The sequence below is a fragment of the Halobacillus litoralis genome (assembly GCF_009856355.1).
GTDB lineage: Bacteria > Bacillota > Bacilli > Bacillales > Halobacillaceae > Halobacillus > Halobacillus litoralis_B.
Genome location: NZ_WMEW01000001.1, coordinates 271,247 through 286,022, shown reverse-complemented (window position 1 = coordinate 286,022; position 14,776 = coordinate 271,247). Strand labels below are relative to the sequence as shown.

Genomic DNA, 14,776 nt, shown 5'->3' with positions numbered 1-14,776 from the left:
GGTTTGCATGGACAAGATAAAAAAGATGGTAAAGAAAACAATTAAAACAGTGCTTGCTTATATGACCATCACCTACTGGAAACTGGCTCCAGCAGGTGATCGAGGTCAAAAAACAGCTTTTCTTTTTCATGTTTCCAAATGGAAGAGACCTTTCATCGTCCGCTTTTTAACGGAATATAAGGTGAAATTCGTACCCTTTGACTACAATTTAAAATACCTCCGACACGAAATCGAAAGGTATGACGATGTGGATTTTATTGTCTGGGGCTACAATGCCGGCAGAGAATTGAAACAGTATGCATCGGATAAGGATATCCCGCTGTATAGGATAGAGGATGGGTTTGTCCGCTCCAAAGGCCTTGGAGCGCTGCATACCCCGCCCTATTCGGTTTGTCTCGACCGGAAAGGAATGTATTTTGATTCTTCAAGACCGAGTGATTTGGAGGATATTCTGAATCAGTTTCCTTTTAAAGAAAACCCTGCTTTATTAGAAGAAGCGGAAAAGAACATCAGAAAACTGAAAGAGCTGGGTGTCAGTAAGTACAACCACGTCGATAAAAGAAGTGTCCATGACATTTATGGTCCGAAGACAACGAAGCGGATCCTGGTTATCGGACAGGTGGAAGATGATGCTTCTATTAAAATGGGAAGCTCTGAAAAATGGACGAACAACGACTTAGTGCGAATGGCCAGAAGTGAACACAAAGAAGCGCAGATCATTTATAAGCCACATCCGGATGTTCTAACCGGCCGCAGGGAAAAGCAGTCCAACCCGGAGGATATCCGTCATCTGGCTATGATTCTAGAATCTCCATTAAGTTTGGTGGATGCTCTGGAAACCATTGACCATGTATATACCATCACATCTTTGTCAGGTTTTGAAGCGCTGCTCAGAGGCATTCCTGTGACGACAGCTGGTGCCCCGTTTTATTCAGGGTGGGGCTTAACTGATGACCGGCAATCCGTGGATAGAAGAAAAAGAAATCTCAGCGTCACCGAATTGTTTGTCGGTGCTTACCTACTGTACCCAAGGTATAGGGATCCACATACAGGTGAGGAACTGACACTGAGTGAAACTATTAACCGCATTATAAAATAGACGATAAAAATCCATTCCAGGATAAACAGATAAATAGAACTCCTGGAGATCACAGTAATTCTTGTTAGGAATAGGGGAGTCATGAGAAATACTTTGCAGGAGGATTTTGACATGACTAAGGTTACTAAAGAAGTTTTACTGGAAGAAGGTATCATGGTGGATGATACTAATTGTTTTGCGAAAAAATCAAAAGCCATTTTTGAACCTCCTGTTCGTGTGCTGGATACGAATTTAATCAACTCGGGAATTATTGGCGCTTACACGAACCTAAGAGGCGGTACCATTCGAAACCTGAAATCAATCGGCAGGTTTTGTAATGTAGCACCAGGCGTAACGATTGGTATGGGAGAGCATCCACTTCATTACTTAAGCACCCATGATTTTCAATACGCAGATAAATTTGGTTACAACTTCTGGGATGAAGCGGCGGATTTCGATACAACCGTCGACCGCATAGAAAGCAAACCCAGCCCGGTTATTGGCAATGATGTCTGGATCGGCTCCAATGTGACGATTCTTAAGGGTGTCACCATTGGTGATGGGGCCGTTATAGCTGCAAGCGCCGTTGTGAACAAAGATGTTGAGCCTTACAGCATTGTTGGTGGAATTCCAGCTAAGCATATTAAATACCGCTTTGACGAAAGCATGAGAGAGCGGCTGCTCCAGTTACAGTGGTGGAATTACACGATGGAATCATTGGAAGGTATTCAATTCGATGATATCGAAACAGCCGTTCAACAATTAGAAGAAAGAAAAGAAGAAGGCAAGCTCACTTTAAGAAATAACCCCCGGGTAAAAGTCATCAATAAGCAGCTTGTTAACAAGAAACCCTCACAGGAAACAAAAGAAGAAGATGACCTTGTGAATACAGGGAATTCGTGATGTTGAAAAATAATCCAGCCAGTCATCTGGCTACAACTGAGGTGTCTTATGAAAAACAAAAAAACACTGCTGATTATGACGGTACTTATTGCTGCTGTCATCTTAGCTGTAGGTCTTTATAGTTCTACAATGGCCAACAATAACAAGAGCATGGCGGAGAAGATTAAGGATGAGGAGCCTATTCAATATCTAGTTGTTGGAGATAGTATCGGAAAAAGTACCGGAGCTTCCTCTGAGGAACAGACGTGGACGGCCCAGCTGAACAGTAAAATCACTGATGAGTACGGAATTGATGTAAAAAACATCGGCCTTACTAAGGGTGGATCCAATTCTTTTGATGGGCTGATGGAATTCAATCAATATGAAACGAGTAAAGTGTATGACAGCATCTTTGTTTCTTTCGGTGTCAACGATCAAATTTCTCTGACGGAGGAAGAATTCAAAGAAACCTACTCGGACCTTATTGAAAATATTAAGCTGCGTTTTCCAGATGCTGAATTATATTCCATTGTAGAGAATGGGTTGGAACCTGAGTATCAGAAAGTTTTATCTGATATATCCGACCAGTATCAATTGACGAAAGTGGATGTCCAGAAGGCTTTTGAGGAATCCGAACAGGATACAGAAGAGCTGACAGCGGACGGCATCCATCCGAATGACCAAGGCTATGTTCTGTATGCGTCTGCGATCTTTGATTCCATACAAAACAAGGTTGAAGCGGATGAGGAAACTGGAGAAGCAGATACCCAGGACGAGGAATATGAAAAGAATGAAATTTCTCTAACCAACGAACCTGTAAATGATGAAGGGTTCCTTGATAAAGAATCCTACTTTGTTTCGGATGAGGAAGGGAAAACACTGAGTTACAAGGTTTCTGAAGACTCATCGAAGTGGCTCGGAGTTTCGGTGATCACTCATAAAGATGGCGGATCCTTCGATGTGTACGTCGATGGTGAACTTGAAAAAACGATCAGTGCCTACTCCCCATATAAAAAGACCAAATATCTTCTTATCGATTCACAGTTGAGTGAAGGGGATCATGAAATTGAAATCACAATCAATGGAGATAAGAGTAAAAACTCCAGCGGTCATATAGTGAGAATCAAAGGGTTACTATTAAAATAAGAGAATGATAAAAAAGGCTTTCCATATGGAAAGCCTTTTTGCGTGGTAGTTATTCTTCTTTCCTTTCAAATACAGCGGTTACGCTCTTGTCTTTATCCATCATGAACGTCGCAGATCGCTTCGAACCACTAAGGTCCCCCTTCCACCGGACAAACGTCCAGCCTTCTGCAGGTGAAGCGGTGACCGTGATGTTACCGCCTGCCTGTACATCCTTTTCGGAAGCCTCAACGGATCCTTCTCCTTCCACGGAAGTGGAAAGTGTGAATCGCTCTGGTTCCGGCTCGGGCTTTGGTTCCGGCTCAGGGGCCGGTTCAGGTTCGGGATCAGGCTCCGGCTTTGGTTCTGGATCCGGTTCAGGCTCCGCTTTCTTCTTAAAATTCGCTGAGATTGCCCGGTCGCTGTTCATCGTGATACTGATGTTGGAAGAATAGCTTCCCGTGCTCCATCCAGCAAACGTCCATCCGTCTTTAGGTACGGCGCTTAGGTTCACCGTCGTTCCTTTGCTGAACTGACTTCCGGATTTGTCTTTATGAATATTCCCCTGTCCATTAATCCCTACATTTAATTGATATACAGCAGGTTCAGGTTGGGGGACAGGTTCTGATTCAGGTTCAGTCTCTGGTTCCTCTTCAACGGATTCTTCTGGTTCTTCATCAGCTTTCTTTTCAAACACGGCGGTTAAAGACTTATCTTCATCCATACTGACATGGATATCCGCTTCCGTTCCTGCATACGATCCTTCCCACCGGACAAATTCCCAGCCATCCGCGGCTCTTGGTCTTAGGGACACATCAGCCAGATGGCTGTAGTTGGTGGCGAGCGAGTCCCGGACGATTCTGCCTTCTCCTTCAATCGATAAGTCCAGGTCATAGCTTACCGGTTCGAAGACAGCGGTCACAGCCATGGATCCTTCCACTGTCCAATTTACGGAAGCGTCCGTTTCATCCGAATCGATATCCCCTTCCCATCGGACGAACTCCCATCCGTCCTCCGGATGAGCGTCAAAGGTGATTTCCTCCCCTGTCGGATAAGTATCCATATCCGGGAATACGGAAACCGTTCCATTTCCTTCGGCATCCGTTTCAATCAAGTTTTCGTCCCCCTGCACCTTCACTTTCATTTCGTGTTTATACGTTTGGTATTCCAACGTTAAGGTATCGATTCCTTCTTTAACAGCTGTAACCGATATCTCATCGGAATCCTCCTGGGCTTCGATTTCTATCAACTCTTTCTCTGTAGACCATTCCGGTGCGATTTCCATTTCTTCCCCGGCCTCATCTTTACCTTCGACGCTTATTTCGACCGTCTGCCCGACTGCGAGAGGCTCAATGTTTTCCGGTTCGACCGTTACTTCATCCAGCACCTGCTCGGCGACTTCCACTTCTTTGGAATAGGTGAGGGATTCCCAAACAGCTGTTACGACGGTTGTGCCCGTGGAGTCAGCGGAGAACTGGTTGCTGCCACTCTCTTCATCCAGGACAATTTCTCCAATCGCAGGGTCTTCCACCTTCCAGTCGGCTTCCAGAGAGACAGGGTTCCCTTCATTGTCTTCCCAAACGAGCTCCAAATCCCGCTTGTATCCCTTCTGGACCATAGAGCGTTCCAGGTGGACCGATATCTTATCATTGATTTGGTCCAGCTTTTTCTGGATGGGTTCTTGATCACTGTAATTCAGGCCTTTACTAAGGGTGCTGACGGCTTTTCCCACCTTTTTCTGCAGAAGGAAGACATCAGACAAAGCGATGTAATTCGAGGAGCTTTCCGGATTTTCATAAATCCCATCGTTCAAGACTTGTACGGCCGCTTCATAGTCAGATAAAGCTATGTATGATTCTCCGAGTTCAAGCCGTGCCTTTTCATGAGAAGGGTCCATATCAAGCACATCGTGATAAAGCTCTGCACTTTCCTCATATTCCTCATTCTCAAAAGCAGCTTTTGCTTTTTTATAGATCTCTTCGGCTGTATCGGCCTGCACAGCATTCATCGTAAAGAAGGCCATGCCGCCGATAATCAAAAGACCTGCCAGCACAAGCAGGATGTACTTCTTGTTCATAGACCCACACCTTTCCATTAAAATCATGTAGTTTCATTATACATGGTGACTGACCTATTGAGGGAGGATTACAGGATATATTTACAAATCTATGAAACCCTAGGTATAGGGAATCAATTCTTTTCTTTAGGGTTAACGATCTCTGATAGATTCCGATGGATAAAGTGGAACCCATCCTGCATTTATGTAAAAGATTAGAAAATTTCACAGATAGTTCTCTAATCTGATAGGCCTTTATGCTATAATGATTCTATCTGTTAATTCGACAAATATTGGAGGTTTATAAATGGAAGAAACCATTTCCTTGAAAGAAATTTTCGAGGTCATCAAGAAGAGACTGTGGATGATTATTGGTTTAGCCGCCACAGCAGCTGTGATCAGTGCCCTTTATACGATCTTTTTAGTCACTCCGACCTACGAGGCATCATCTCAATTCATCGTGAACCAGACCCAGAGTGAACAACAAAATGCCGCTTATGACATTAACGACATACGTACAAACGTGGAACTTATCAATACATACAATGTCATTATTGAAAGTCCGAGAATCCTGGACCAGGTCGCTTCTGAGTTGAACTTAGACATTTCAGCAGGCGCCCTTGCCAATAAGCTTCAGGTGTCTAACGCCAATGAGTCACAGGTCGTAAATGTAACGGCCACAGATAACAATGCGTTAATGGCTGCCGATATCGCCAATACAACGGTTGAAGTATTTAAAGAAGAAGTCCCTCAGTTGATGAACGGCGTCGACAATATCAACGTCCTGACAGAAGCGAACGTCGGTTCAGATCCGGCGCCGGTCAGCCCGAATACCAGCCTGAACATTGCCATCGCCCTTGTTGTCGGGTTGATGCTCGGCGTCGGCCTGGCCTTCCTACTGGAATACTTGGATAACTCGATTAAGTCTGAAACCGATATCGATGAGACGTTAGGTCTTCCTGTTCTTGGAGTGGTGTCTACCATCTCATCAGAGAACACAACCAACCCCGGCCGTTCAAAAAAAAAGAAGCGTGAAGCCGGAACAGTGAGAGGTGAGTCCGTTGGCACGTAAAAAACAGAATGTTAACACAAGAGCAAGAAACCTGGTTACCAAGGAGAATCCTAAATCGCCGATTGCCGAACAGTTCCGTACCATCCGGACGAATCTGCAGTTTGCTTCGGTTGATGCGGATCTTCAAACAATGGTCGTAACCTCCCCAAACCCGTCTGAAGGTAAATCTGTAACCACAGCCAATACCGCAGTGGTTTTCGCCCAGCAGGGAAAGAAAACGCTGCTTGTAGATGCGGATTTGAGGAAACCGACGATCCATTATACCTTCCGTGTTCCCAACACAGCCGGACTGAGCAATTATTTGATTGGTGCCCAGCGAATCGAGGATATAGTGAATCCTACAGATTTGAATAAGCTTGATGTCCTGACATGCGGACCGATTCCTCCGAACCCTTCTGAACTGCTTGGATCGAAGAAAATGCAGGAGTTCATTGAAGAAGCAAAGCAGACGTATGACATGATTATTTTTGATACACCGCCGGTTCATGCCGTCACAGACTCGCAGGTTCTTTCCAATTTCGTGGACGGTGTGCTCCTGGTTGTCCGGAGCAAACAGACAGATAAAGAGTCAGCCCTGAAGGCGAAGGAACAGCTGGAGCAGTCTCAGGTCAATCTTCTCGGCGTAGTTCTAAATGACCAGGATGTTAAATCCAGTAACTATTATTATTATTACGGGCAGTAAATAGAAAAAGGAGAGTCTTAGGACTCTCCTTTTTCTATTTGTTTACAATTATCTAACTATATATAGAAGGATCATAGGAAATTATTAGCGAAATTTATGAAAAAAATAGAAATATGTCTTCATTATTTTGTATTAAATTGGTATAATCGTGCTTAGTATCGAACATACGGATAAATAGAGAATAGAAGTTTGTATAGGATAACTAAATAGAAAAAAGGGGAGTTAAGACTATTGATCGATTTACATAGTCACATCTTACCTGGTGTAGATGATGGAGCACAGACCGTTGAAGAAAGTATCCAGATGGCGAGGGCGGCCGTTGCCGACGGGATCAAAACGATTGTAGCCACGCCGCATCATAAGAACGGTGCCTACGATAACTATAAGCACAATATTGCGATTCAGACCGCTGAATTGAACCGTACCTTCCAGGAACACGGTATAGACCTGGAAGTCCTGCCGGGACAGGAGACAAGGATTTACGGGGAGTTTCTGGAAGGGCTGGAAGCTGATGAAATCCTTCCCATTAATCTTAAGAGCAGCTATGTTTTTGTGGAATTTCCATCCGGATCTGTCCCGCGTTATGCGTCGAAGTTGTTCTTTGACCTGCAGGTTGCTGGTTATCAGCCGGTGATCGTCCATCCGGAACGGAATAAAGCGATCATCGAAAATCCGGACCTGCTTTATTCCTTTGTGAAAAAGGGTGCATATGCGCAATTGACAGCGGGAAGCCTGTGCGGTCACTTCGGGAAGAAGATCAAGAAATTTTCCGAGCAGCTGCTTGATGCAAACCTGGTTCATTTGCTTGCTTCTGATGCCCACAATACGAAAACGAGAGGTTTTTGTTTGTCGGAAGCTTATCATGAAGTCCGTAAGAAATACGGAGAAGAGATGGTTTATATTCTCTCGGAGAATGCGCAAGATGTTCTCACTGGCAGGGTGTTGCAGGCCGATCCTCCGGAGCATGTAAAAAAATCAAAAATCTTAGGGCTTTTCAGCCGTTAAGTATGAAGGTGCAGGGGTAACTTTAGTCGTAGTCAAAGGCCATAGTCCCCTCTTTTTTTATGGATCATAGCAACCTTTGAGATTATTTGACTAATTTCAAAACATATTTTATTAATTTATGTAAAATTATGCTATCAAATCCTTCAATCTACCAATAATACCTGTTATAATGTGCTTTGTTACAAAAACGTTACAAAAAATTGTTTCGTTCAACCTAGATCCCGCATCTATTAATGAAAGGAGTTGGATGAGGTTATGACAGCAGCCTATCGAAAGAGGCTTTTATTACTCATGGGGATTGATTCGTTTATCGTCTCCTTTTCCATTTATATGTCGCACTTCTTCTTAAACCCCTATGTCGCTGTTTTTGATGAAATCATTCTCGTCTTATCAATTGCCTTATTACTCACGCATCATTTATTCTCAAGCCTTCTTGGCATGTATAAAAAAAAGTGGCGCTATGCCAGTACAGAGGAACTCATTGGCATTATAGCTGTGGTGAGCTTGTCGATACTATCCAGTGCCCTTATTCAAGTCGCTGCTTTTGGAGAAATGTATGAACGTGCCCTCGTCATCACCTGGATGTTACATATTTTACTACTCGGCGGGGTGCGTTTCGTCTGGCAGTACTATAAAACGTATGGCCTGACCATCAATCCTAAATTGAAAAAAGCCAAAATTGTGAAGCGTGATCCAAACCGACAGCGGACACTTATCGTAGGTGCCGGGTCTGCAGGGAGAATGCTGGCACGTCAGATGAAAAATTCCCATGAAATGGATGCAGATCTCATCGGTTTTGTTGATGACGATGTTACGATGCACCACCTTGTTGTGGCGAACCTTCCTGTCCTTGGGAGCACAAACCAAATCAAAGAAATAGCTGAAAAACATCATGTGAACCACATTGTGATGGCGATGCCGTCTGTTGAGCATGAACGTGTAAAAGACATTATCCGTAATGCAAAGCAGGTTGTGAAAAATGTACAGACGTTGCCTATGATTGAAGATATTGCTTTAGGAAATATTTCCGTCAATCAGATCCGTGACGTGCAGATTGAGGATTTACTCGGAAGAGAACCAGTTGACCTTGATATTGACACAATTGAATCCGAAGTCAAAGGAAGAACGGTTATGGTAACAGGTGCCGGTGGAAGTATCGGTTCAGAGATCTGCCGCCAGCTCGTGAAGTTCGAACCCACCAAGTTGATTTTACTTGGTCACGGGGAGAACAGTATCTATACGATACATATGGAGTTAAAGCAGCTGGGTTTAGATACGGAACTAGTAACCGTGATTGCCGACGTGCAGGATCGCGACCGTATCTTCCAGGTCGTTGAAGACTATCATCCTTCGTACATTTACCATGCAGCTGCTCACAAGCATGTGCCATTAATGGAGGCCAACCCGAAAGAAGCGGTGAAGAACAACGTTATCGGTACAAAAAATGTTGCCGAAGCGGCTCACCATGCAGGTGTAAAAGCATTCGTACTTGTTTCCACCGATAAAGCGGTGAATCCTCCAAACGTTATGGGAGCAACAAAGCGGATTGCAGAGATGGTTGTACAGAATCTAGGAAGACAAAGTCATACAAAATTTGTGGCTGTTCGTTTCGGAAACGTACTTGGAAGCCGTGGGAGTGTGATTCCACTATTTAAGAAGCAGATTGCTGCAGGTGGTCCGGTTACGGTTACCCATCCTGATATGACCCGTTACTTCATGACGATACCAGAAGCATCAAGACTGGTATTGCAGGCTGGTGCTCTTGCACGAGGTGGAGAGGTATTCGTGCTTGATATGGGTGAACCAGTGAAGATTGTCGATCTTGCGAAAAACTTGATTCACCTTTCTGGTTTTACCGAAGAGCAGATTCCGATCCAGTTCAGCGGGATCCGCCCTGGGGAGAAGATGTATGAGGAGCTTCTTAGTGATAAGGAAGTGAATAAGAAGCCGGTGTTTCCTAAGATCTTTATTGGGAAGACAGTGGAGTTTGATTATCACCTTGTTAAGTATTTAGTTGAGCATCATGCGGAAAGCAGTGTTGAAGACTTGAGGAAGTATGCAATAGACTTGGCTAATAATAGAGTTTCATCTAACAAAAAAGTTTTGGAGCAAGTGTTATAGGATAGTAAGGAGGAGCTCGTTATGAAAAAGGTAAAAAAAGCAATTATCCCAGCTGCCGGATTAGGAACTCGCTTTCTTCCGGCAACAAAGGCTATGCCAAAAGAAATGTTACCGATTGTTGATAAACCTACAATTCAGTACATTGTTGAAGAGGCAATCGAGTCCGGGATTGAGGATATTATTATCGTTACGGGTAAGGGAAAGCGTGCAATTGAAGACCATTTTGATAAGAATTTTGAGCTTGAGGATAATTTGATGCAGAAAGAGAAATACGATCTTCTTGAAAAAGTAAACGCAACTTCCAATGTAGAGATTCACTTTATTCGCCAAAAAGAGCCTAAAGGGCTTGGTCATGCGGTTTGGTGTGCGCGTAAATTTATTGGAGATGAGCCATTTGCTGTTTTGTTAGGTGACGATATCGTACGTGCTGAACAGCCCTGCCTTCGTCAATTAATGGACCAGTACGAAGATACGCTTTCTTCTGTTATTGGTGTGCAAACTGTAGCTGATGAGGAAACTCACCGGTATGGAATTATTGATCCGCAACAACAAGAAGGACGGCGTTATCAGGTCAATACTTTCGTTGAGAAACCAAAACAAGGAACTGCTCCTTCGAACCTTGCAATCATGGGACGTTACATATTGAACCCTGAGATTTTTATGTTTTTGGATAAGCAGGAAAAGGGAGCTGGTGGTGAGGTTCAGTTAACGGATGCGATTCAGAGGTTGAATGAAATCCAGCGTGTGTTTGCTTATGATTTCAAGGGTAAGCGATATGACGTTGGGGAGAAATTAGGGTTTGTGAAGACAACTTTAGAGCTGGCGATTGAACAAGATGAGCTTCGTAATGATGTGTTAAGTTTTATTAAAGAACTGGTAGAAGACTCAATAGTTAAAAGTTAAGGTTGCTTCGCTTGAAGCGGCCTTAACTTTTTCCAATGATAGTTAAAAAATATAAATATTTATGAGTTTAATATACAACGTGTAATACTCTAGAAACCTATATTTAATATATCATTATCAGACAAATATGCTTATTATAACTTAATGTTTTAATTTTCAATGAATTATTAGGGGTGTCAAGAAAATGTACTTATTTTTCAAAAGATTAATAGATATTATCCTTTCTTTAGCGGGACTTGTTTTTTTATCTCCTATATTTTTAATCCTTATTATTGGCATTAAAGTGGATTCAAAAGGCCCGGTATTTTTTAAGCAAAAACGTGTTGGCCTAAATAAGGCTCATTTTACCATATTAAAATTTCGAACTATGAGAATAGATACACCTAAGGATACTCCTACTCACTTGTTAAAAGACCCAGAAAGGTACATCACTAAAATGGGAAAATTCCTTAGAAAAACTTCGCTTGATGAACTTCCTCAAATTTGGAATATTTTTGTTGGTCAAATGAGCATTATCGGTCCTAGACCTGCATTGTGGAATCAGTATGATCTTATTGCCGAGCGTGATAAGTATGGTGCAAATAATGTACCATCAGGTTTAACTGGTTGGGCGCAAATAAACGGCCGTGACGAGCTTCCTATTGAGGTTAAAGCAAAACTGGACGGAGAGTATGCTCATAAGATTAGTATGTATATGGATTTAAGATGTTTTTTGGGGACAGTTATTAGTGTTGTAAAGAGTGATGGAGTGGTTGAAGGTGACTCTCTAATGAAGAGTAAAAAGAAGAGTTATGACCCAAAGTTAAAGAAACGCACTAATATTAGTAAAGGAAGATGAGGTACTTTTAATGAATAAAAAAATCAAACTTTATATTAATACTGTAAAGTATCTCAAAATTTCACAAATATACTATAGGATAATTAATAGAGTAAAAAGAGAGTTCTATAAAAAAGGACTTCGTAAAATTAAAGTGCCGTTTAATATAGAAGTAAATGATAACTTAAATTATTTAGTTGCTGAATTAGATTATAACAGCAAATACTTAGATCGTTTTAAAATTGACGATTTATTTCAAGATAATTATACATTTATAAACATAACAAATAAAGTGAAATTATCAGAAGCTTGGAACAATAAGGAACTTCAACATTTATGGAGGTATAATTTACATTATTTTGAGTACTTACATAAATTAACTTATGAATTTACTGCTAAACAAAACAGTAAATTATATTATGAAAAATATAAATATTTAATAGACAATTGGATAAATAATAACCCGTTCCCATATGGTGATGGATGGCATCCTTATACTATTTCACTAAGGATTACAAATTGGATTTCTTCGTATACAACATTTAAAAATAAAATCCCGGTTGATAATGCATTTGATGATAAGTTCCATCAATCATTATTTTTGCAGTATGAATATTTAAAAAAAGTTCTTGAAAAGGATGTATTAGGTAATCATTATTTTGAGAATATAAAAGCATTAATAATTGGAAGTATTTATTTTAAGGAAGAGAATGTGAAGGAAAAAACTAAGATTAAACTATTAGACCAATTAAGAGAACAAATTTTAGAAGATGGTATGCATTTTGAATTTAGCCCTATGTATCATAAGATAATTTTAGAAGATTTGATTAAAATAACTTATTGGTTAAAAGGCGAACCTATATATAATGATTTGCTTCCTTACCTTCAAAAAATGATTGATGTAACTTATAGTATTGAAGAAGGTATAGGTAAAACCCCGTCCTTTAATGATAGTACTGATGGAATTAGTAAAGATTATATGAATTTATTATATTCGTGTGAGTCACTCTTTTCATTAAAACCGAATAAAAAGACGCGTTTTGAGAAAAGTGGGATATTTGTTATTGAAGACCATAACAAGAAGTTGATATTTGATACTGGAGATATCTGTCCTGCTTATTTACCTGCACATGCTCATTGTGACGCTTTGAGTTATGAACTTTCAGTAAAAGGTAAGCCATTAATAGTGAATTCTGGGACCTTTAAATATGAGTATGGTAAATGGAGAAATTATTTTAGGAGTACGAAAGCTCACAATACTGTATCTATAGCAAATGAAGAGCAATCACAGTTTTGGGGAAGTTTTAGGGTAGCTAATCGAATCAAAAATGTAGGAAGAAAACAATTTTCTTATAAGGATATTAATTTTTATGTAGGGGAGTATACTTCCTATAATGGTACAATGCACAAAAGGTGTATTGGTAACATTGATGAACAGTCAGTTATTGTTTTAGACTATGTTAACAAAGAAGACAAAGAGAATATCAATAATATTATACATTTCATCCCAGGGACTCACATTAATATTCAAGGTGATACTGCTAATGTGATAAGTGGGCAAGATTCTATTGAGATAACAACAATAGGTACAAGAGATATTTGCAAACGAAATGGCTGGTATTCTAAAGAGTTTAATGTTAAAGAAGAAAATGAACACTTAACACTAAGAATGGATAGTACTAAAAATTGGTTTGGTTATCTAATAAAAATAGGTTCAAATAAAAGGGTATATAAGTTTGAAAATGGATTTAAGGTAATAAATGGTAGAGAAGAACAGTATATAAACTTTGATGAATTAGGGGATTTTATATGAAAATCGTTGTTATATGTCACTACTTTCCTCCTGAAATAGGAGCTCCGTCGGCAAGGATATATGAAATGGCTAAACACTGGGTTGAACTAGGTAATGAAGTGCATGTTGTTACTTGTTTTCCAAATCATCCTACTGGAATTATTCCCCAAGAATATAAGAAGAAAAGATATAAATATGAGACAATTGATGGTATAAATGTACATAGAAATTATGTGTATGCAACACCTAATAAAGGCTTTATAAAAAAAACACTAGGTCACATTTCATTTATGTTTTCATCAGTCTTATTTTCTATGAAAAAAATAAAAAAACCAGACGTAATCTTAACAAGTTCCCCTACGTTTTTTTCTATTATTTCAGGTTATTATTTTAGTTTAAGAAAAAAAGTACCGTTTGTACTTGAAATAAGGGACTTATGGCCAGCGGCTATGATTGAACTTGGAGTGATGAAGAAAGGTATAATAACTAATCTATTGGAAAAAATGGAACTGTTTTTTTATGAAAAAAGCAAGAGTTTAGTTATGGTAACAAAATCTTTTAAGAATAATGTTGTAAATAGAGGCATTGATAGTGAAAAAGTTCATGTTATAACAAATGGTGTTAATCAAGATTTGTTTTATCCTAAAAAAAAGAATTTATCAATAATAGAAAAATATGACTTACAAGCGAAGTTTATTGTATCTTATGTTGGTGCACATGGGATTTCACAAAATTTGAGCACAATTTTAAAAGTAGCAAAAGGGTTAGAGCACAATAACGATATTGAATTTATCTTCATTGGTGAGGGTGCTGAAAAAGAGAAACTAATAGATATGGCTAATAATCAATCTATTAGTAATGTTAAATTTATCGAATCACAATCAAAAGAGATGATACCAGAATTTTATAATACATCCGATTTAAGTTTAATACCACTAAAGAATATAGAATTATTTAAAACATTCATACCTTCAAAAATGTTCGAAATTATGGCATGTGGTGTGCCGATTGTTGCTAGCCTGGAGGGAGAAGCTGCAGAAATTCTAGAACAGTCTAAAGCGTCTATAGTGGTTGATCCTGACAATGTAGAAGGTATTATGAATGCAATAATCAAAGTTAAAAACGATAAGGCATTATATGAAGATCTTAAAAGAAATGGACCAGATTTTGTAGAAAAAAATTATTCCAGATATAAATTAGCTGAATATTACTTGAAAGTGTTAAGTGAGGCATAAAGGAGATTAAT

At 40.1% G+C, this 14,776-nt stretch carries 12 protein-coding genes; 11 read left to right on the top strand and 1 reads right to left on the bottom strand.

Features of this window, described 5'->3' with window-relative positions; genetic code table 11:
• Positions 1 to 7 precede the first annotated feature (7 nt).
• The 3 genes from GLV97_RS01290 (at position 8) to GLV97_RS01280 (ending at position 3,106) form a co-directional block, all read left to right on the top strand.
• The gene (locus GLV97_RS01290) at positions 8 to 1,099 is read left to right on the top strand and encodes a capsular polysaccharide biosynthesis protein (RefSeq protein WP_160888802.1); all 1,092 of its coding nucleotides are present in this window, start codon (positions 8 to 10) and stop codon (positions 1,097 to 1,099) included.
• Between the two features lie 111 nt (positions 1,100 to 1,210).
• Entirely contained in the window at positions 1,211 to 1,981 is a 771-nt protein-coding gene (locus GLV97_RS01285; protein WP_160888801.1) for a CatB-related O-acetyltransferase, read from the top strand.
• Between the two features lie 48 nt (positions 1,982 to 2,029).
• The gene (locus GLV97_RS01280) at positions 2,030 to 3,106 is read left to right on the top strand and encodes an SGNH/GDSL hydrolase family protein (RefSeq protein ID WP_160888800.1); all 1,077 of its coding nucleotides are present in this window, start codon (positions 2,030 to 2,032) and stop codon (positions 3,104 to 3,106) included.
• A gap of 49 nt (positions 3,107 to 3,155) precedes the next feature.
• Here GLV97_RS01280 and GLV97_RS01275 read toward each other — a convergent pair whose 3' ends face one another.
• Positions 3,156 to 5,159, bottom strand: a complete 2,004-nt coding sequence (locus GLV97_RS01275; protein WP_160888799.1) for an InlB B-repeat-containing protein — start codon at positions 5,157 to 5,159, stop codon at positions 3,156 to 3,158.
• Between the two features lie 286 nt (positions 5,160 to 5,445).
• Here GLV97_RS01275 and GLV97_RS01270 point away from each other — a divergent pair, with 286 nt between their 5' ends.
• From GLV97_RS01270 to GLV97_RS01235, 8 genes are all read left to right on the top strand, one after another.
• Positions 5,446 to 6,210 (top strand): YveK family protein, encoded by a 765-nt coding sequence (locus GLV97_RS01270; protein WP_160888798.1) that lies wholly within the window; start codon positions 5,446 to 5,448, stop codon positions 6,208 to 6,210.
• Complete coding sequence (locus tag GLV97_RS01265) at positions 6,200 to 6,892, top strand: CpsD/CapB family tyrosine-protein kinase (protein WP_160841759.1); 693 nt, start codon at positions 6,200 to 6,202, stop codon at positions 6,890 to 6,892. The genes GLV97_RS01270 and GLV97_RS01265 overlap by 11 nt, the downstream gene beginning before the upstream one ends.
• Before the next feature lie 231 nt (positions 6,893 to 7,123).
• Positions 7,124 to 7,897 (top strand): tyrosine-protein phosphatase, encoded by a 774-nt coding sequence (locus tag GLV97_RS01260; protein ID WP_160888797.1) that lies wholly within the window; start codon positions 7,124 to 7,126, stop codon positions 7,895 to 7,897.
• A 255-nt stretch (positions 7,898 to 8,152) separates the two neighbouring features.
• Entirely contained in the window at positions 8,153 to 10,018 is a 1,866-nt protein-coding gene (locus GLV97_RS01255) for a polysaccharide biosynthesis protein (RefSeq protein ID WP_160888796.1), read from the top strand.
• A gap of 21 nt (positions 10,019 to 10,039) precedes the next feature.
• A complete protein-coding gene (galU, locus tag GLV97_RS01250) occupies positions 10,040 to 10,921 on the top strand; it encodes a UTP--glucose-1-phosphate uridylyltransferase GalU (protein WP_160888795.1) in 882 nt (293 codons plus the stop codon).
• Between the two features lie 184 nt (positions 10,922 to 11,105).
• Positions 11,106 to 11,759 (top strand): sugar transferase, encoded by a 654-nt coding sequence (locus tag GLV97_RS01245; protein WP_160888794.1) that lies wholly within the window; start codon positions 11,106 to 11,108, stop codon positions 11,757 to 11,759.
• A 10-nt stretch (positions 11,760 to 11,769) separates the two neighbouring features.
• Complete coding sequence (locus GLV97_RS01240) at positions 11,770 to 13,551, top strand: heparinase II/III family protein (RefSeq protein WP_160888793.1); 1,782 nt, start codon at positions 11,770 to 11,772, stop codon at positions 13,549 to 13,551.
• Complete coding sequence (locus GLV97_RS01235) at positions 13,548 to 14,765, top strand: glycosyltransferase family 4 protein (protein WP_160888792.1); 1,218 nt, start codon at positions 13,548 to 13,550, stop codon at positions 14,763 to 14,765. Before GLV97_RS01240 ends, GLV97_RS01235 begins: the two co-directional genes overlap by 4 nt.
• Positions 14,766 to 14,776 lie beyond the last annotated feature (11 nt).

Excerpts from the sequence above, each read along its gene's own strand:
- GLV97_RS01245 (WP_160888794.1), top strand. The coding sequence starts at position 11,106 with ATGTACTTATTTTTCAAAAGATTAATAGATATTATCCTTTCTTTAGCG.
- GLV97_RS01290 (WP_160888802.1), top strand. The coding sequence starts at position 8 with ATGGACAAGATAAAAAAGATGGTAAAGAAAACAATTAAAACAGTGCTT.
- GLV97_RS01275 (WP_160888799.1), bottom strand. The coding sequence starts at position 5,159 with ATGAACAAGAAGTACATCCTGCTTGTGCTGGCAGGTCTTTTGATTATC.
- GLV97_RS01255 (WP_160888796.1), top strand. The coding sequence starts at position 8,153 with ATGACAGCAGCCTATCGAAAGAGGCTTTTATTACTCATGGGGATTGAT.
- galU (WP_160888795.1), top strand. The coding sequence starts at position 10,040 with ATGAAAAAGGTAAAAAAAGCAATTATCCCAGCTGCCGGATTAGGAACT.
- GLV97_RS01235 (WP_160888792.1), top strand. The coding sequence starts at position 13,548 with ATGAAAATCGTTGTTATATGTCACTACTTTCCTCCTGAAATAGGAGCT.
- GLV97_RS01280 (WP_160888800.1), top strand. The coding sequence starts at position 2,030 with ATGAAAAACAAAAAAACACTGCTGATTATGACGGTACTTATTGCTGCT.
- GLV97_RS01270 (WP_160888798.1), top strand. The coding sequence starts at position 5,446 with ATGGAAGAAACCATTTCCTTGAAAGAAATTTTCGAGGTCATCAAGAAG.
- GLV97_RS01285 (WP_160888801.1), top strand. The coding sequence starts at position 1,211 with ATGACTAAGGTTACTAAAGAAGTTTTACTGGAAGAAGGTATCATGGTG.
- GLV97_RS01240 (WP_160888793.1), top strand. The coding sequence starts at position 11,770 with ATGAATAAAAAAATCAAACTTTATATTAATACTGTAAAGTATCTCAAA.